Origin of the sequence: Clostridium gasigenes, from assembly GCF_017348895.1 — a bacterium.
Classification (GTDB): Bacteria; Bacillota; Clostridia; order Clostridiales; family Clostridiaceae; genus Clostridium; species Clostridium gasigenes.
Genome location: NZ_CP071376.1, coordinates 406859 through 426419 on the forward strand (window position 1 = coordinate 406859; position 19561 = coordinate 426419).

A 19561-nucleotide genomic window follows, 5' to 3' on the forward strand; every position below is an offset into this window, starting at 1 on the left:
GAGTGATATTATATTATGAATACTTATAGAGGATATATTGGAACTTATACTAAAGGCGAAAGTGAAGGTATATATAATTTTTCCTTAGATAATACTACAGGACTAATTTCTAATATCAGCTTAGCTTCTAAAATTGAAAACCCAACCTACTTAAAAATTAACAGTAATACTAGAAAGTTATATTCTGTTATAAAGTTAAATGATGAAAATAATAATGTATGTGGTGGTGTGGCTTCTTTTAATATTAATGATGATTTTACTCTTACCTATTTAAACTCATCCTCTTCCTCTGGAAAGCCACCTTGTTACGTGAGTTTAGATAATATAAATAACACTGTATTTTCAGGTAATTATCATGAAAAAAATATAATTTCCTATAGCTTAAAAGAAACAGGTGAACTTAATAATATTATTTCCGAAATTATTCACAAGGATAAATCTCATATACATTTTGTAGATTTAACTCCTGATAAAAAATATTTATGTGCTGTTGATTTAGGATATGATGAAGTTATTTTATATAATTATAATCAAGGATTTATAGGTAATAGATTGATTTTAAAAGTTAAAAAGGGATCTGGTCCAAGACATATAATATTTCATCCAAATGGAAAATTCGCTTATTTAATATGTGAATCCTCCTCTGAAATAGTTATCTTATCTTATGACTCAATTTTAGGATTTAGTATATTAAATTATATATCTACAGTTCCTGAAAACTTTAATGGTATTAATTCAGCCGCTGCTATTCGCATAAGTTCAGATGGTAAATTTCTTTATGGCTCAAATAGAGGGGATAATTCACTTGTAGTTTATTCAATCTGCAACTCTACTGGTAATTTAACCTTAATTAATATTTATAGAACTTATGGTGATGGTCCTAGAGATTTTAATTTAACTCCAAGTGAAGATTTCATTGTAATTTGTAATGAACTAACTAATAATCTAACTGTTTATAAAAGAGATATTCTTAATGGAACATTATCACTTATTCAGAAAAATATTAATGTTCCTACACCAGTATGTATAACTTTTTTATAATTCTCCTTATATTTAATCTATTTATATAGTTATCTTTTCACAAATTCGACATAAATAAAAGCTATCTAAATTTGCAAACTGCATAACTTAGATAGCTTTTTACTACTAATAAATACTTAATGTCCTCTTCAGTATCCCTGTTAAATATGCAATAACTACTCCATAGTTTGTTATTGCCACATTATTTTCTTTGCAGTAGTTTATTCTATTTATAACTGTTTTTCTATTTATCATACAGGCCCCACAATGAATAATTAAATCATATTTTTTTATATCTTCAGGAAAATCACTCCCTACTCTAAATTCATAGTTTAATTCTGCACCTACATATTTATTAAGCATTTTTGGTATTTTAAATCTTCCTATATCTTCATGGGAAATATTATGTGAACAGCTTTCTGAAATTAATATTTTAGAATCTTTATTTAACTCTTCAATTTTCTTTGCACCTTGCACAAATGAGTCTAAATCACCTTTTTGCCTTGCAAATAATATTGAGAAACTTGTTAGTTTAATGTTGCTCGGAACTATTTTATCTACACTTTTAAAGGCTTGTGAATCTGTTATTACTAAATCCACATCTTTAATTTCTTCTAATGCTGATTCTAGTTCTGTATCTCTCACAACATAGCTTTTTATCCCATGATCTAAACAATCTCTTATACATTGAACTTGTGGTAGAATTAATCTTCCCTTTGGAGCTTCAGAATCTATTGGCACAACTAAAATAACCTTACTGTTATAAGGTAGTAAATCTCCAACTAGAGGGGAATCCTCCTCTTCTAGTTCTATTTTCTTAATTAGTTCTTCCTTTAACGTTTCTATTCCCTCACCTGTTCTAGATGATAAAAATATTACATTTTTTAAAATTTCTTTTACTTTATTAAGCTCTTCTACACTAGCTGTATCCACCTTATTAATTACAGTAATATATGGAATATTATACTTCTTAAATCTTAATTTTATTTCATTATAATTTTCTATATCTAAATCATTAATATCCATTACATATAATCCTATATCAGTCTTCTTTAATACTTCTAAGGTTTTTTTAACTCTTATTTCACCAAGTTTGCTTTTATCATCAAGCCCTGCAGTATCAATAAATAAAACTGGTCCAACTGGGATTAACTCCATAGCCTTTGAAACTGGATCTGTTGTTGTACCACGAGTTTTTGAAACTATGGATACTTCTTGATTTAAAAGGCAGTTAATTAAAGATGATTTACCTGCATTTGTTTTTCCATATATGGCTATATGTTTTCTATTTGAGTTTGGTGTACTATTCATGACTCCTCCTAAAGATATAAATCTCTTTCACCTTTTTTAAGTTTTTCTATATTATTTTTAAGAAGGATTTTTATATCATCTCTTTTAATTCTTTCTGATTCCTTTTTAACTAAGGCTTCTGCCTTTTCTAAAATTTCTTTGTCACCATAATCTAAAGCAAATTCCATTAATGTCATCATTGCATTAGGCTCACATACATTTTGTATTTCACCTGATTTTGCAAGTTTCATAAATCTTTCACCAGTTCTTCCTTTTCTGTAACAAGCAGTGCAATAACTTGGAATGTATCCATCATCAAGTAATCCTTTTAAAACTTCTAAAGTTGATCTGCTATCTGAAGTAATAAATTGTTCTATGCTTCCACCTTTTTCTCTTTCTGTGTATCCACCTACACCAGTGCTTGAACCTGCACTTACTTGAGAAACTCCATATTTTAATACTTCTCTTCTAATTTCTGATGTTTCTCTTGTAGACATAATTAACCCTGTAAATGGCACTGCTATTCTAATTATTGCTACTAATTTCTTAAACATTTCATCTGTAAGAAGGTTTGGAAAATTTTCTAAAGTCATTCCCTCTGCTGGTTTAATTCTTGGCATAGAAATTGTATGGAATCCAACTCCAAATTTCTTTTCTAAATGCTCGTTGTGCATCATTAATCCTAAAACTTCAAATTTAGGATCTGAAAGCCCAAATAGTACACCAGCTCCAACATCATCAACTCCAGCTTCCATTGCTCTATCAAAAGCTGTTAAATGATAGTTATAATCTCCTTTTAATGATTTTGGATGCATAGCTTCATAACTTGGTTTATTATAAGTTTCTTGGAATAATATATAAGTTCCGATATTAGCTTTCTTTAATTTTTTATAATTTTCAACAGTTGTTGCTGCTATATTAACATTAACTCTTCTAATTTCACCATTTCTATTTTGTGTTTTATAAATTGTATCTAAACATTCTAAAACATACTCAATTGGTGCATTTACTGGATCTTCTCCAAGTTCTAATGCCAATCTTTTATGTCCCATTTTTTCTAAAATTTTAACTTCTTGTGCAACTTCTTCTTGTGTTAATCTTCTTCTTTTAAATGTATTACAGTTTTTATATCCACAATAAACACAATTGTTCACACAATAATCACTAACATATAGTGGAGCAAACATAACAATTCTTTTACCATAAATAGATTCTTTTATTTCCCCAGCTATTTTATACATTTCTGATAGTTGCTCTTCATTATCAGTTTCAAGTAAAATTGCTATATCCTTATGAGATAATCCTTTGCTTTTTTTTGCTCTATTTAATACCTCTTGAATTTCTTCTTTTGTTGCATTTTTCGAACTTTCTAAAACCTCTTCAATATATTTGTGATCTATAAACATACCTATCCCTCCACTTTTAATTATTATATTTTAGAATATACTTTAAATATTCTAATCTGATTTTCATATAAATGTTTTCCAAATTATCATTTGCTTTTTATATAATATATTCTAATAATCACCTTCTAAAGTAAATGTCTTTTTAACATCATTTTTAATAACTTTTTTAGTTTGCCAAGCTATGTTATCCCCTCTTGTAATTTCCACTTCAAACCCTGCACCTTTAATTCTATTTTCTATGCATAATCTACATTCAGCGGCTTCATCACCTGTACATATTTTCCCATCATATAATGAATATTTCTCCCTAACACTTGTTGGTGAAAGATTTGGCATAACAACATTTCCACCTGCCTTTATTCCCTTTTCTCTCCCCTGTGTATCTATACTTCCAAGTGCTGTAGTAGATGGAAGCAACACATCTGGAAGCAATAGCCTTACTAAGGCTAGCATTGTAGTTGTTTTATCTACACTACCACCAATTTCATTTGCAAGGTTTGTATCCTTATGTGGTATAAATGGTCCTATTCCACACATTTGTGGCTCTAAATCTTTTACAAACCTAAGGTCATTAACTAAATCTTTATTTGTTTGTCCTGGTAATCCAACCATAAATCCTGGACCTATTTGGAATCCTATTTTCTTTAAGTTCCATAAACATTCGCGTCGGCTTTCAAAACTTGCACCAGGATGAAACTTTTCATAAAGTTCTTTAGTTGCAGTTTCATGTCTTAAAAGATATCTATCAGCCCCAGCCTTAAACATTTTTTCATAAGATTCATAACTTCGTTCTCCAAGTGAAAGTGTTATTGCATTATTTGGATATTTATCTTTTATTTTAGTAATAATTTCAACCATTATTTCATCTGTAAAAAAAGGATCTTCTCCACCTTGAAGCACATAAGTTTTATATCCAAGTCTGTCTCCTATATCTGCACATTCAATAATGTCTTCTATTGTTAATCTATATCTATCTGCTTTTTTATTACTTGCTCTAATGCCACAATACTCACAATTTTTAACACAATAATTGGTAAATTCTATTAATCCTCTCATATACACCTTATTTCCATAAGTTCTCATTCTAGTAGCATGAGATTTTTTAACAAGATACTCTTTACTATCTTTGTCCAAATTATCAAGAATATATAATAATTCTTCATTAGTAGCATTATTTGTTTCATATAATTTGTTTATATATTTTTTTATCATCCTAAAACCTACCTTTAATCTTAGGTATCTTCAAAAAAATAATAAGTCACTATGCCATTCTATTTTTTAAAGTTCCCTTATAATTCTTTTTTACTAATAGCTGTTTTAACCATTACTCCTTCTATATTTCCAAGTTTCCCTGTAAGACTATTTATTTCATCCAAATCTCCAATTACCGTTATTGAAATTACTGATACCCCTTCTTCAAAAGGTATTCCCATACGGCCTCTAATGCTTCCTCTAAAAGTTGAAACAACTTCGTTAAACTCTTGTTGACATCTTTCTGGTTCCTCTAATATCGCACTTACAACTGCTATTTTTTTCATTTTATTATTCACCTCTTTATATCTCCTGTAGCTATGCTACACAAGATTTCTTTATTTAAAATAATCCTCAATTAAGCTAAAAAAACCTAGCCTTCTAATATATAGAAAGCTAGATTTAAACTCTATTATAAATTGACTTTTTATTCAGCACATCTAAACAAATCACTATTAAAGTAATTTATTACAATCTGCCATCATTGTATAACTAAACCATAGTAAACCTAAAATATTATAAATACTAATTACGGTATATTCTAAAATAACCATCTGATATAATAGCACCTTTGACTGTTATTTTAAATATTCCTAAAGCATATAACATTTATTAATATTATGCTTTCATTATTCAATAAATAATAGTTTCAACTCTAATTGCTTATTATCATAGTTTTCTTTCAGATTAGATTTAGTTATTTAAAAATAATTTATCTTTTCTGTTAGATTAATTTCTAAGTATTATTAAACAAATATATAAAGATTAATCTCTAAACATTTGAATAATAAATATCTATTTATTTATTTATTATATCACTTACAGTTAAATTACACCATTTTTAAAATACACTTTATTTTTCTTTAATTTTTTCCTTAATTAATAAATCTATTTTTTCATCATCATCCATACTACCTATTAAAACTAATTTACCCAAATTCACCTTTATCTTAACTTAATATCTAATTTGATAAATTATTTTCATAACATTCTAAGTCAAAGAAAAATATAACACTATTATTACCACTTTCTACACCAAAGTTACTTCCATGTAACTCTAGAATTATTTTAACTATAAATAGTCCTAGCCCTGTTCCCCCATATTTTTTATTTCTTGATTTTTCACCTCTATAAAATGAATTCCATATATTTTTCAAATCCTCTTCTTCTAATGTAACTCCAAAATTCTCTATAGTAAATTTATATTTTTTTCCCTCTAACTGTACTTTAAGATTGATCTTCTCTCCACAAGGTGTATATTTAATTGCATTTGTAAAAAGGTTTGTTATAACTTGATTAATTCTTTTTTCATCACCTACAGCAATAGCTTCATCATTTATATCAATATTAAAATTTAGTTTTTTCTTATTTATCATAGATCTTAGTTTATCATTTTCCTTTAAAATCACTCTACACAAATCAAAAGGTTCTTTCTTCAACTTAAATGCTGGTGATTCTAGCTTAGATATTTCTAGCATCTCTTTAACTAAGTCATTCATTTTAACAGTTTCCTCTAATATATCATCATACATTTCTGTGGTGTATATTCCATTTTTTATTCCACCAATAACCCCTTGTATTATAGTAATTGGAGTTTTTAATTCATGAGATATATTTGCCACTAGCTCTTTTCGTTTTTCCTCTTGAATACTTTGAATATTAATATCTTCTTTTAATTTTATATTAGAACTCTTAAGTTCATTTAGAGCTCCTTGTAAATTATCTGAAATTAAGTTTAGGGAGTTTCCCAATGTTCCTATTTCATCCTCTCTATCTACCTCGTAATTATGATTAAAATCACATTCTGATATTCTTTTTGCAACCTTACTCATATCAAGTAATGGTCTTATCATAAATTTAGAATAAACTATTGATATAATTATAACTAAAATTAATATAATAAAAAATATAATAAAATAGAAACCATTCATTGTCCCCATTATATCATTTACTTGAGATAAATTTGAAAATGCTACTACACTACCATTTCCTCTACTCTCACTATTAAGAAGTATTTCATTATCTCCACTTGGGCTCTTTAACTTAGCCTCATAATTTTTATTATTAAGTAAATTATTATTGTCATCTTCACTTAAATATAAATCTATATTTATAAAATATGATTTACTTTCATGTTGTATATTACTAACAATCCCCAAAACCTTTACTTCACTATCCTCTGAATTTGTGCTATAGGCTGGTTTCAAAGTCCCCACAGCTACATTAGTATCACTTGGTACTATGTCGTAAATAGGTTTAACCTCAATATTATTAACAAATATTTTGCTTGGGAACATATATCCATACCCATCTGTAAAACCATCTACTTCAACTCTATCTCCTTTTTCCACATTTACATTTTTAAATTGATCTCCTAATACTATTTTATATTCTTTTGCTGAAATATCATCATTGACTATAATATTTTTAGCTTGCATATAGTCATTCATACTTATATTTTCTGCATAATCTTTTGATCTAAAGGATAAGTTTATTCCAGTTTCAGAGTTAACTTTACTTATATACTCCATTATTTCTACTTTATCACTTTCATAATTAAGCAAAGTTGAAAATTTATTTAACTCTATTTTTAGATCCTTTTCTTTTTCACCTAAATAATATTTTTCAAAATATACTGCTTGAAAAAAAAGTTGTGAAACTACTATACATATTAGGATTATTAAGTTCATTGAAAATAACTTATAGAATATACTCTTTTTAAATAATTTATTCAACTTCAAATTTATATCCAACTCCAAACACTGTTCTTATGCAATATGACTTATGTTTCAGACTTTTCCTCAACTTTTTTATTTGTGAATCTACAACTCTAGTATTTCCATAATATTCGTATCCCCACTTTGTTTCTAAAATCTTTTCTCTTGATATAACAATATTTTTATTTTCCATTAAATACGCTAAAACCTCAAATTGCTTAGGCTCTATTTCTATTTTTTCTTCATCTATATAAACTTCTACTTTTAATTTATCTAATTTTATTCCATTGTATTCTAATATATCTTCTTTAATATTTTGTGACATTGAATCAATTCTATTAAGTAAAACCCTAGATTTAGCTATTAAAATATCTATACTAAATGGCTTAGTTATATAATCATCTACGTTTAATTCATACCCCATTAATATATCCTCTTCCTCAGACCTTGCAGTAACCATAATCACGGGAACATTAGATTCCTTTCTAATCCGTCTTAAAACTGTAAAACCATCTAGCCTTGGCAACATAACGTCTAATATAATTAGATCTATACTTTTATTAAACATTTCAATACCTTCAACCCCATCTTTGGCACTATAAACATTAAATCCACTATGACTGAAATAATCACAAATCATCTTATTTATCTTTTCTTCATCTTCAACTATTAATATATTCTTGTTATTCATTTTGACCTCCAAATTTAGGCATCATAAAATAAAACATACTAGTCTATTATCTATTTTATAATATCACCTACTGTTAATATATCATAAAAATTTATCTCCTATAAAATAATATTCTCCTTATATTCTAATATAAAAGTTGATACTTTAATATTAATAGTCACCAAAAAGTCATAAATTATTTACTATATATAACTTTTTAGGTAGATTAATATTTAATCCACCTAAAAAGTTATATTTTTATTTTCTTAATGCTATTGCTGGCTCTGTTTTTATTAATTTTATATTTATAATATATGATATCCCTATAGTAAGAACTATGTTTAATCCTATTAAAATTAAGTAAGATAACATATTTAAGTCTAGTTTATATCCAAATTGCATTATATATACGCTATCTAATAATTTGATTAAAATTCCTGATATAGCCGTTGATATTGCAAAAAAGTATAAACTCTCTTTAAACATTATCTTCTTTATATTCTTCATAGTATATCCAAGTGCACAAAGTAGACCTATCTCTGTATATCTTTCTATGGAAATTTTATAAAGCATAGCTATACTTATTAAAATTCCTACTATTAATATTAAGTATGATAATACTGTGTATAGTTTTATTAGACTAGTAAAAGAATCTTGGAATGCTTTTATTTCAGTTGCCTTTGTAAATATTCCTATGTTCTTACCTTTGAGTTCTTTATCTATTGATACAATGTCATCAAAGTTTTTCATATCAAAAGATACTGCTGCTGGATTCTCTTTATCAATATTATATCTACTATATATATGTTTTTCAACATCTGTACTTACTATAAAATCTTGATATTGAGAGTTACTTAAGCCACTTACTGTTAACTCTATCTTCTCAACTTCACCAGTTTTATTTGTGTATTCTAAAGATATTTTCTCGCCTATTATGTTTTCTATTTTATCAGTAATTCTATTAGCCACATTTGAAGAAAGTACAATTTCAAACTTTCCAAACCTTGGCATGTTTCCATATGCCATAGTTTCTTTTGATGTTGATGTTGGAGTCTTAATTGTCATATCTAGATTTCTATTATTATAAGTTATTTTAATATTTTCAATGTTATATTGATAATAAACATTTTCAACACTATCCATATCATTTAACTTATTAAATATAGATTTTAAATCTTCATTAACTACTTTACCATTATCATAGCCAGGAGCTTGCCCCTTATTATAGAATAAATTCTTCTCTTTAAATTCACTTATTACATTGTTAGTTATATTTCTAGATCCCATTGATGCCACAAATGCCGATACTCCAAAGGCTATAATTAATGCCGCTATTATAAATTTAACCATATGAATTTTAAAGTTTTTCAAACTTAACTTTAAAGCTGTATTTTTACTTAGCTTAGGAACATTATCCTTATTTATAGCATTTTCACTATCTTTTAAATTATCATCATCTTCTTCTACTTTATCTTTAGCAACTTCTTCATTTTCATAATCATAACTTGAACTACTAATTATTTTTTTATCTAAACTTGAATTAACTTTTATATTAAAGTTATCTAACTCAATTATCTCATCTGCATATGGTGCAACCTCTTCATCATGAGTTATTACTATAACAATTCTCTCTTTAGATATTTCTTTTAAAATTTCCATAATACTTTTAGTAGCTTCACTATCTAATGCACCAGTTGGTTCATCTGCTAGAATTATTTTCGGATTATTTATAAGAGCTCTAGCAATTGATACTCTTTGCTTTTGTCCACCACTTAGCGTTTCTATGCTTTGATTTATTTGATCTTCAAGACCAAGCTTAATTAAAAGTTCTACTGCTCTCTTCTCTTTTTCTTTTTCACGTATGCTACTGTTTAAATGTATTCCCATTAATACATTTTCAAGCGAAGTATAACCTTTTAAAAGGTTATACTGTTGAAAAATAAATCCTACATTATTAAATCTATATTTACATAAATCATCACTGCTTAAATTATTAATATTTAAACCATCTATATTAATTTCTCCAATATAATCTCTATCAAATCCAGCTAATAGATTTAATAAAGTTGTTTTACCTGAACCACTTGGTCCTAGAAAACATGTTAGTGCATTATTTTTAAAACTATAATTAGCATTGATATAAATTTTAGATTCACCAAAATTTTTATTAAGATTTTTAAATCTTATCATTATCTATCACCTGTACTTAAATTATTTTTCACCTTTGTATTTCCTGCTATTAATGCTGCTATAATCCCCATAATAATTCCCTGAGCTAATATTATAATCACCCCTAGCATTATGCTACTAGACCTTGATGCTGACATATCAAACATAATACTTGAAAGCTTATTTATTGCTGGAGACCCTACTACAAAAATTATTATTGATAATATTGATGCTAATATATACTCAACTATACTTAATTTAAATAAACCTTTATTTGAATACCCATTAATTTTGAATATTGCATATTCAGATTTTCTTAAATATGAATTTATTAATGTTACTGCTAAGCTTCCCACTATTGCTACTATTGCTATTATTATTGATACTGAGTTTGATTGTTCACTTGTAGTATCGCTTATTTTTAATATGTCTTTTACAGATTCAAATTGCCCCATAGGTGTTATTCCCAATTTATTCAATTCTTCAACTACTGGAATAATATCTTTTACATCTTTAACTCTCATTTCAAAAGATAAATTAGTTGTGCTACTATTTAATTGTTTTTTAATATCCTTAACAACTTCCATACTATAAACAAATGAATCTTCTGGTTCAAATGAAAATGTTCCGCCCTTTGCATCATCAAATTTAACTGTTGTATCTACTACCCCTACTATTGTTAAATCATTAATTGTAATTGGCTTTTCCACTGGGTTCCCTGATGACCAATCAAATTCACTACCTTTAATAGAAATTTTCTTTCCAACTACATCTTCTGATTTTAATTTTAATTTTTCAACAATTATCTTAGGTATTGCCACTTCTTTTTTATTTTGGTTTGGCATAGCACCATAAACTAATTTATCAATGCTAGGATAGTTACCGCTATTTTCTACTTCGTAATTACTTTTAGCTCCATCAATTGTAATTGTCATCTCTCCAACTGGTTGACCAACTATAAAATGTTCTATTCTTGGATCATTCATATATTTCTCAATTAAAGCTGATACATCCTGCTTTATGTCTACTTTACCACCACTTGGCGTCTTATTTCCATCTGTACCACCTGCACTAATAGCCTCAGTTGGTACACTTATATCTCTTAGCCTATCACCTTTCTCACTAATTAACTTATCCATAATTCCACTTTGTTCATTAGCTATACCACCACTAAAGTTTAGAAGTAAAAAATATGATGACATTACTAATATTAGAGAGGTTAATACAAATTTAACTCCAAGGCCTTTAAAGTTTTTAAACCCTTGAGAAAATGCACTTAAAAATGATAGCTTAGGTTTTATAACTGCTTTTTTAACATTTGCTATCTTTTCTGTAGCTGATTTAGAAATTGCTTCTATTTGACCACCTTTTAAAAGAAAAGTATTACTTTCATTATCAACTAACGACTTATCATGGGTAACTACTATAACTATTTTTTCTTTAGATATTTTTTTTAAAGCGCTCATAATAACCTTTGATGATTTACTATCTAAAGCTCCAGTAGGTTCATCTGCTATTATTATATCAGGATTTTTTACTAATGCTCTAGCTATTGCAACTCGCTGTTTTTCTCCACCGGATAACTTTCCTACATTTTTTTTAGCAAGTTTTGCAATGCCTAATCTAGTAAGAATTATATTAACTTGTTTATTCTTTTCATCTTCACTTAAATTTGATAATTCTAAAACTAACTTTACATTATCTGCTACTGATAAATGATTTAAAAGTTGAAAATTCTGCCATATAAATCCTACTGAATTATAATAATACGAATCTAATTGGCTTTTACTAAAACTCTTTAAGCTCTCACCTTTAAAAAATATTTCTCCATCAAACTCATTATCAATACCACTTATTAATTTTAAAAGAGTAGATTTACCACTACCAGATGATCCTAATATAAAATTAATGCCTCCATTAAACTCTACATTAATATTATTTAAAACCTTAACCTCATTAAATTTCTTAACAATATTTTTAAGTACTAACATTTCACTCTCTCCTTCACCTTAATCTTTTTTCAGATTTCATAAATATAATATCCCATATATTTATGACAGTGAAATGTATTAGTTATGACTTTCATGTGCCCTTTTTCATATATACCCACCTCAAAAAAATGATACTCCTTGACCCTATGTTAAGGTCAAGGAGTATCTATGTTATTCAATAAATAATAGTTTAAACTCTAGTTGCTTATTATCATAGTTTTCTTTCAGAATAGATTTAGTTATTTTTTTAATTAGTTAATTGTCTTAAACAAGTTTTTAAATCGTCTTCTGGAGTGCTTATTGGTCTAATATCAAAAGTATCTACTAAGTATTGTAATACATTAGGTGTTATAAATGCTGGTAGTGTTGGTCCTAAGAATATTCCCTTTATACCTAATGATAATAACGCTAAAAGATCTGCTACTGCTTTTTGTTCGTACCATGATAATATAATTGATAGAGGTAATCCATTTACATCTGTATCAAATGCATCTGCTAAAGCTGTTGCTATTTTAACTGCTGAATATGCATCATTACATTGACCTATATCTAATAACCTTGGTAGCCCAGCAACTTCTCCAAAGTTTAATTTATTGAATCTATATTTACCACAAGCTAAAGTTAATATAATGCAATCCTGTGGTACCATTTTAGCAAAATCTGTGTAGTAATTTCTTCCTGATCTTGCTCCATCACATCCACCTATTAAGAAGAAGTGCTTTATTTTACCATCCTTAACAGCTCCTACTATTTCATTTGCATGAGAAAGTGTGGCTTTATGTCCAAAACCTACTAATATTTCATGTTTTTCTTCATCTTTTTCAAACCCACCAAGTTCTAGGGCTTTATTTATGATTTCACTAAAATCTTTGCAACCATCCTTATTTTTTGGAACGTATTTTATAGCATCCCAACCAACAACACTAGTTGTAAATATTCTATCTTTATAACTTGGTCTTGGTTTCATAAGACAATTTGTAGTCATTAATATACATCCTGGAATATTATCAAATTCTTTTTGTTGATCTTGCCATGCTCCACCAAAATTTCCTACAAGATGTTCATGTTTTTTAAGTTCTGGATATCCATGTGCTGGTATCATTTCTCCATGAGTATATATATTTATTCCTTTTCCTTTTGTTTGTTCTAAAAGCATTTGCAAATCATTTAAATCATGTCCTGAAACTATAATAAATGGACCCTTTTTAACCTGTACATTTACCATATGAGGAGTTGGATTTTCATAAATAGTAGTGTTAGCTTCATCTAATAATCGCATTACCTCAACACTAATTTCTCCAGTTCTCATTGTCATTCTAATTAAATCTTCTAACACAAGTTTATCATTAGTTGTTGCTTCAAGACCTAAAAAATAAAATTGATCTACTTGCTCACTATTATATTTTATAGCTCTTGCCTGATGTCCATAAGCAGAAACACCTTTTAATCCATAAACTATTGTTTGTCTTAATGAACGTATATCTGCATCTACCTCTTGGTCATACATAATACCTGCTTTTTTTGCATCTTGAAGCATTTCTTCTTTTGTATTACTTAAGTTATATGTAGCCTGCACTGGGTAGTTATCACTATATTTAGCTTTTTTTCTTAACCCTTCTTTGATTTGTTGAGATTCCTTTAAAAGTTCTACATGAACCTCTGCATCAAAATTTACATTAGTTAAAGTTGTAAATAAACAATTTTCAACAAACTCAACTATTTTTTTATCTATAATTTCTCCTTTATCAATTAGAGTCTTTGCATAAATGCTAATTCCTTTTAATTGATAAACGATTAAATCTTGAAGACATGCAACCTCTGGTGTCTTTCCACAAACACCAAGCTTTGTACAGCCTTTCCCCCCTGCTGTTTGCTCACACTGATAACAGAACATAGGATTTTCCATAATCACAATCACTCCTTAATTTATTTATCTCATAATTATTTATCTCCTATTAAACTAAACTTATTCATATATCTAAAAAGGAGTATCTAATTAATAAATTAGATACTCCTTTTTAGATAAATCACTTCAATTTCACATCTTAAAGAACTTTTTCTTTAAAATTATCTAGTCCAACTCTATCTATAAAAAATCCCATTTTTTCCCCTGCCTCAGCATTTTCTTTATAATACTTAAATACTGAATCCACAAGGTTTAATGCTTCTTCCTCTGTTAATTCTTTAGCAATAATATCTGCGATTCTTGGGTTATATCCTGCAGAGCCGCCTACAACTACCATCATTCCTGGTTTATCTGCTATAATACCTACATCTTTACTATAAACACTACCACAAGCATTAAGACAACCAGATACACCTATTTTAGTTCTGCAAGGCATTTCTTCCCATTGATATTTTTTAGAAAGCTTCATTCCTATTATCATAGTATTATGCTTTGCTCTTTTACAAAATCCTGCTGGACACATTTCAACGTTCTTAACAGAATTTTGTGATTTAACTGCGGGTTCCATTTTAAGTTCATCCCAAATTGCAGGTAAATCTTCATCTTGTAAATTAGTAATTAAAATTCTTTGACCTGAAGTTATTTTCAAAACTCCATGATATTTTCTTGCAACTCCTGCTATTTTCTCTAATGTCTCTGGGCTAACAAATCCACCTGGAATATGTGGAGTTATTGCGTAAGTTCTTTTTCCATCTCTAACTTTCTGTAAGTTACCATATGTATTACCCATAATTCTTCTCCTTTTTATTTAAAACGTATTATATATACACATTTTACTATAGTATAATACCCTTTGCAAAGTTTTATTCTACCTTTCCTTCTATTTATTTTCACATACTATACAAAACAAACGGTGCCTCTGTGAGACACCGTTTTATTATCTATCTTAAAGTACAAATTTTTCTATAACTTTAGCTACTCCATCATTTTCATTAGTATCAGTTATATAATTTGCAACCTTTTTAACTTCTGCAAAGGCATTTCCCATTGCAACTCCAAGTCCTGCATATTCAATCATATGAAGATCATTGCCTGCATCACCCATAGTTATTATTTCTTCTCTTTTAACTCCTAAATGTTGAGCTAAAAGTTCAACCCCTGTACCCTTATTAGCTTCTTTATTTAAGAATTCTAAGAAGAACGGTGCACTTCTAACTACAGTATATTTATCATAAAGCTCTTTAGGTAAGTTATCTACAGCCCTTTGCAGAATTTCTGGTTCATCTATCATCATAATTTTTATCATATTATCTTCTGCATCAATGTTATCAAAATTAAATTCTTTAAAGTTTATTCCATTTATATCTGCTTCTACTAAAGTATATTTATTACTTTTAGGAGTTATTAATCCTTCATTCTCAGAAAAAGAATGAATATTCACTTTAAGTTCTTTACTTAAATTATACAAATATGTTGCATCTGATCCCTTTAAAGTCCTCTTTGATATTATTTCTTTATTTTTAGTTTTTTGAACTAATGATCCATTATAACTTAATACATAATCATTTTCTCCAAGCATATCAAGTTCTTCTAAATATCTATGTACCCCTTCTATTGGTCTTCCTGTTGCTAAAACAACTGTAACACCTTTATCTCTAGCTGCCTTAAGGGCATCTTTAGTTCTTTGCGAAACTGTTTTATCTTCTCTTAATAAAGTTCCATCCATGTCAAGTGCAATTAATTTGTACATAATCCTCATCCTCCGTAATTCAAATTTTATTATAATTATATCATATAATAGCGCTGCAAATAAAAACTACCCAAATTAATTGAGTAGTTTAATACATATCATCTAATGACGTGTTATTTTATTTATTATTTTAGATTAAATTGAGCTTTCATTTGAAGTTTTTCACCTGTGAATGTAAAACTTGCATTAGATCCATCTTTATTTATCCAACTATACATTACTGATTCAATATCCATAATTTTACTTTGAGATAAAATTTGTCCTTCTCCAATAATAGCTTTAACTTCATCATAAGTCATGCCTTCTTTAACTTCATCATACTTAGCTGATGTTATCTTAGCATCCATATCTTTAAGTCCCATTTGAGCTTTTCCTGTTACAATATCATTCTGAATTGTAACATTCATATTGCTTATACCAGTTCCATTCCATTGATATATAGCAGTTTTTATTCCACTAACCTCTGCTGAACTGAGCTCTTTTCCTTCTCCAAGCAATGTTTTTACATCTTCATATTTAGAACCCATGTTAATTTTATTGAAATTTTCAAAGTTTACTTTGGAGTCTTCTTTTACGCTTCCAACACTACTATTTGAAGCAGTTGTACTTTCTGATTTTTTCCCACCACTTGTAGTAGCTACTATAATTACAAATACTATTACTACTAATATTCCTGTAAGCACCTTATGCCTTCCTAAAAAGCTTCTTTGATTCTTACCACAATGAACACATTTCTTAACGCCTTTTGCAATTTCTTTATCACAAGCCTTACATTTTATCATTTTACTCATTAAAAATCCCCCTTAATTTTGAATTCCATTCAATATATTACCATGTTTTCATAATTAGTTCAATTAAATATAATATTTGCATTTATTTATAAATATAAATATCTCAAGTTAGTTTTTTACACTAACATTGTGAATATTGCTATTTCAGAAAGGTTTGATTTTTTACCAGTTATTCCATCTTGTTTTAATTCTTTTCATTGAAATCGATTGCATTAGATGGTATAATTTCCAAGTATGTGTTAATTAATCCATATAACCCACTGATTAAAATTTCTAAGGAGGATTTAAAATGAAAAAATTTATTCTAACTGCAATGTTAACTTGTATTTTTTCAATCAATTCATTCGCTCTGTCAGACGGTAAAGTTACTCCTGCTGCTGAAAATACTGATAATGTAAAAGTAACTATATTAGGTAGCTCAGATCTTCACGGACGATTTGTTCCATGGGAATATGCCTCAGATAAAGAAAATATGACTGGTAGTTTAACTCAGATATCATCCTTGGTTTCTAAATTAAGGAATGAAAACCCAAACACTATTTTAATTGATGCTGGTGATTCTATTCAAGATAATATGGTTGAAACTTTTAACAAAGGTCCAGTTCAACCTATGGTATTAGGTATGAATTATCTTAATTACGATGCTTGGGTTATGGGAAACCATGAATTTAATTTTGGATTAGATGTTCTTAAAAATGTAACTAGCCAATTTAATGGAGCAGTTCTTGGTGGAAATATTTACAACACTGACGGCTCTAGATTTATGGATGCAACTACTATAATTGAAAAAAATGGAGTGAAAATAGGAATTATAGGTATAACTACTCCTATGATAGCTCAATTTGAAAATCCTGATCATATTAAAGGAATAGAATTTAGAGATACAGTAAAAGAAACAAAGAAAGCTATTGCGGATTTAACTGGAAAAGTTGATGCTATAATTGGCGTTATGCATATGGGTCTTGAGAATGAAAATAACATTCCAAATACAGGAATCTCAGATATAGCAAAAGAATGTCCAGAACTTACTGCTATAATTGGAGGTCATATGCATGCATTAGTTAAAGAAACAACTATTAATGGAGTTCTTATAACTGAACCTAGTAAATATGGACAAGCCTTATCAAAGATTGATTTAAATTTCACTAAAAAAGATGGTAAATATCAATTAGATAGCAAAAAGACAGATGCTATAAATATTAATAATTTACCTTCAGATACAAACCTTGAAAAATTATTAGAACCATACCACAATAACTTACGTGAAAATGTTAATAGTCCTATTGGTGAATTAAAAGGAATTAATATGGTTGACGAAAATGAAATTGCTGGAATACCAACTATACATATGGACGATACTCCATTAGTTGATTTCTTCCATGAGGTATCCCTATATTACAGTAATGCAGATGTTATTGGTTTAGGTATTGATAACGATGCTCCAAAACTTGATGTTGGACCAATAAAGAAAAAAGATATTGCTTTTAATTACAGATATACTAGTGGTGAAATAACAGTTTACGAAGTAAAAGGAAGTGACCTAAAAAAATATATGGAATGGTCTGCCGGTTATTATAACACATTAAATCCTGGTGATATAACTGTAAGCTTTAATCCTAAAAGAAGAGCATCAAAATATAGTACAAATGATATGTTTGGTGGAATAAATTACAAAATAGATTTAACTCAAAAAGAAGGAAATAGAATAAAAGATGTAAAATTCAAAGATGGTAGAGAAATTAAAGATACTGATGTTATTAAACTTGGTATGAACTCATATAGAATGGAACAACTTTTAGCTAAAGGCGGAATTTTTGATGGTTTGAGTTTTAATAAGCTTTGGGATTCAAAAGTTGCTATTGGTGAAGAAGCTGGAACTATACGAAATATGTCTATAGATTATATTATGAATGTTAAGAAAGGTCTTATAGAATCTAAGAAAGAAAATAATTGGACAATCTTAGGGATTGATAGAACTTCAAAAGAATATAAGAAGGTTGTTGAATTAGTAAACAATGGAACTATTAAAGTTCCATCAACAGAAGATGGAAAATATACTAATATAGCATCTATAAATATAAAAGATCTCCCTAAAGATTCTTTAATAGATAACACTGATACTATTACTCCTAACATTCCTAGTACTCCGGTTACACCTACCACTCCTGGTGATACTAATATTATTAATACTACTGATACAACTACTGATACAACTATTGCTACATCCACTAATGAAAGCTCAACTACTTTAAAAAGTGATATAAATAAATCAAACGCATTACCAAAAACAGGTAGCATTTTAGGTGCTACTGCAATTATTACTTTAAGCTTAATTAGTTTAGCATTAGGTGCATTCTTATTAAGAAAAAAACATAAATCTAATTAACAATATAATAAAAGCTATTTATAATAATTCAGGATTTTTCATTTCTAATATTATACTAAATAGAGATGCAGAAACCTTTAATAAAAATATGATTGAAGCATTGAAGTAAACTCTGTGCTATTATAAAAACTTTCACTTTTGATAATAGCACGGATTTTAGTAAGTTTAAATATTTACAGAATGCATTAGATTTTACTGCCTACTTTCCAAATTT

General features: G+C 28.0%; 14 protein-coding genes. 2 read left to right on the forward strand and 12 right to left on the reverse strand.

Translation table 11 applies throughout. The features are described from left to right. Positions 1–15 precede the first annotated feature (15 nt). Positions 16–1041 carry a lactonase family protein gene (locus tag J1C67_RS02000; protein ID WP_167865601.1) on the forward strand — a complete coding sequence of 342 codons (1026 nt, stop codon included), beginning with the start codon at positions 16–18 and terminating at the stop codon, positions 1039–1041. A 105-nt stretch (positions 1042–1146) separates the two neighbouring features. Here J1C67_RS02000 and hydF read toward each other — a convergent pair whose 3' ends face one another. The 12 genes from hydF to J1C67_RS02060 form a co-directional block, all read right to left on the reverse strand. After that, positions 1147–2331 (reverse strand): [FeFe] hydrogenase H-cluster maturation GTPase HydF, encoded by a 1185-nt coding sequence (gene hydF, locus J1C67_RS02005; RefSeq protein WP_167865602.1) that lies wholly within the window; start codon positions 2329–2331, stop codon positions 1147–1149. Between the two features lie 8 nt (positions 2332–2339). After that, entirely contained in the window at positions 2340–3716 is a 1377-nt protein-coding gene (gene hydG, locus J1C67_RS02010) for a [FeFe] hydrogenase H-cluster radical SAM maturase HydG (protein ID WP_167865603.1), read from the reverse strand. 111 nt (positions 3717–3827) lie between these two features. Next, the gene (hydE, locus tag J1C67_RS02015; RefSeq protein WP_167865604.1) at positions 3828–4928 is read right to left on the reverse strand and encodes a [FeFe] hydrogenase H-cluster radical SAM maturase HydE; all 1101 of its coding nucleotides are present in this window, start codon (positions 4926–4928) and stop codon (positions 3828–3830) included. Between the two features lie 77 nt (positions 4929–5005). Next, positions 5006–5254: a TM1266 family iron-only hydrogenase system putative regulator gene (locus J1C67_RS02020; protein WP_167865605.1), complete on the reverse strand. Its 249-nt coding sequence runs from the start codon at positions 5252–5254 to the stop codon at positions 5006–5008. Positions 5255–5929: 675 nt separating this feature from the next. Next, entirely contained in the window at positions 5930–7657 is a 1728-nt protein-coding gene (locus J1C67_RS02025; protein WP_167865606.1) for a sensor histidine kinase, read from the reverse strand. Positions 7658–7694: 37 nt separating this feature from the next. After that, positions 7695–8375, reverse strand: a complete 681-nt coding sequence (locus J1C67_RS02030) for a response regulator transcription factor (protein ID WP_167865607.1) — start codon at positions 8373–8375, stop codon at positions 7695–7697. A gap of 237 nt (positions 8376–8612) precedes the next feature. Continuing rightward, a complete protein-coding gene (locus tag J1C67_RS02035) occupies positions 8613–10544 on the reverse strand; it encodes an ABC transporter ATP-binding protein/permease (RefSeq protein WP_167865608.1) in 1932 nt (643 codons plus the stop codon). Continuing rightward, entirely contained in the window at positions 10544–12514 is a 1971-nt protein-coding gene (locus tag J1C67_RS02040) for an ABC transporter ATP-binding protein (protein WP_167865609.1), read from the reverse strand. Before J1C67_RS02040 ends, J1C67_RS02035 begins: the two co-directional genes overlap by 1 nt. Positions 12515–12761: 247 nt before the next feature. Then, positions 12762–14420 carry a hydroxylamine reductase gene (gene hcp / locus J1C67_RS02045; protein ID WP_167865610.1) on the reverse strand — a complete coding sequence of 553 codons (1659 nt, stop codon included), beginning with the start codon at positions 14418–14420 and terminating at the stop codon, positions 12762–12764. A 139-nt stretch (positions 14421–14559) separates the two neighbouring features. After that, complete coding sequence (locus tag J1C67_RS02050) at positions 14560–15210, reverse strand: NAD(P)/FAD-dependent oxidoreductase (protein ID WP_167865611.1); 651 nt, start codon at positions 15208–15210, stop codon at positions 14560–14562. A 156-nt stretch (positions 15211–15366) separates the two neighbouring features. Beyond that, positions 15367–16170, reverse strand: a complete 804-nt coding sequence (gene yidA / locus J1C67_RS02055; RefSeq protein ID WP_167865612.1) for a sugar-phosphatase — start codon at positions 16168–16170, stop codon at positions 15367–15369. Positions 16171–16295: 125 nt separating this feature from the next. Next, positions 16296–16961: a DUF3862 domain-containing protein gene (locus J1C67_RS02060; protein ID WP_167865613.1), complete on the reverse strand. Its 666-nt coding sequence runs from the start codon at positions 16959–16961 to the stop codon at positions 16296–16298. Between the two features lie 289 nt (positions 16962–17250). On the opposite strand from J1C67_RS02060, the gene J1C67_RS02065 reads away from it, so the two are divergent. After that, positions 17251–19347, forward strand: a complete 2097-nt coding sequence (locus J1C67_RS02065; RefSeq protein WP_167865614.1) for a bifunctional metallophosphatase/5'-nucleotidase — start codon at positions 17251–17253, stop codon at positions 19345–19347. Positions 19348–19561: the final 214 nt, after the last annotated feature.

Coding starts and splice junctions, on each gene's coding strand:
- hydG (WP_167865603.1), bottom strand. CDS start 3,716: ATGTTTATAGATCACAAATATATTGAAGAGGTTTTAGAAAGTTCGAAA.
- hydE (WP_167865604.1), bottom strand. CDS start 4,928: ATGATAAAAAAATATATAAACAAATTATATGAAACAAATAATGCTACT.
- J1C67_RS02050 (WP_167865611.1), bottom strand. CDS start 15,210: ATGGGTAATACATATGGTAACTTACAGAAAGTTAGAGATGGAAAAAGA.
- J1C67_RS02035 (WP_167865608.1), bottom strand. CDS start 10,544: ATGATAAGATTTAAAAATCTTAATAAAAATTTTGGTGAATCTAAAATT.
- J1C67_RS02000 (WP_167865601.1), top strand. CDS start 16: ATGAATACTTATAGAGGATATATTGGAACTTATACTAAAGGCGAAAGT.
- hcp (WP_167865610.1), bottom strand. CDS start 14,420: ATGGAAAATCCTATGTTCTGTTATCAGTGTGAGCAAACAGCAGGGGGG.
- yidA (WP_167865612.1), bottom strand. CDS start 16,170: ATGTACAAATTAATTGCACTTGACATGGATGGAACTTTATTAAGAGAA.
- J1C67_RS02030 (WP_167865607.1), bottom strand. CDS start 8,375: ATGAATAACAAGAATATATTAATAGTTGAAGATGAAGAAAAGATAAAT.
- J1C67_RS02060 (WP_167865613.1), bottom strand. CDS start 16,961: ATGAGTAAAATGATAAAATGTAAGGCTTGTGATAAAGAAATTGCAAAA.
- hydF (WP_167865602.1), bottom strand. CDS start 2,331: ATGAATAGTACACCAAACTCAAATAGAAAACATATAGCCATATATGGA.
- J1C67_RS02065 (WP_167865614.1), top strand. CDS start 17,251: ATGAAAAAATTTATTCTAACTGCAATGTTAACTTGTATTTTTTCAATC.
- J1C67_RS02025 (WP_167865606.1), bottom strand. CDS start 7,657: ATGAACTTAATAATCCTAATATGTATAGTAGTTTCACAACTTTTTTTT.
- J1C67_RS02020 (WP_167865605.1), bottom strand. CDS start 5,254: ATGAAAAAAATAGCAGTTGTAAGTGCGATATTAGAGGAACCAGAAAGA.
- J1C67_RS02040 (WP_167865609.1), bottom strand. CDS start 12,514: ATGTTAGTACTTAAAAATATTGTTAAGAAATTTAATGAGGTTAAGGTT.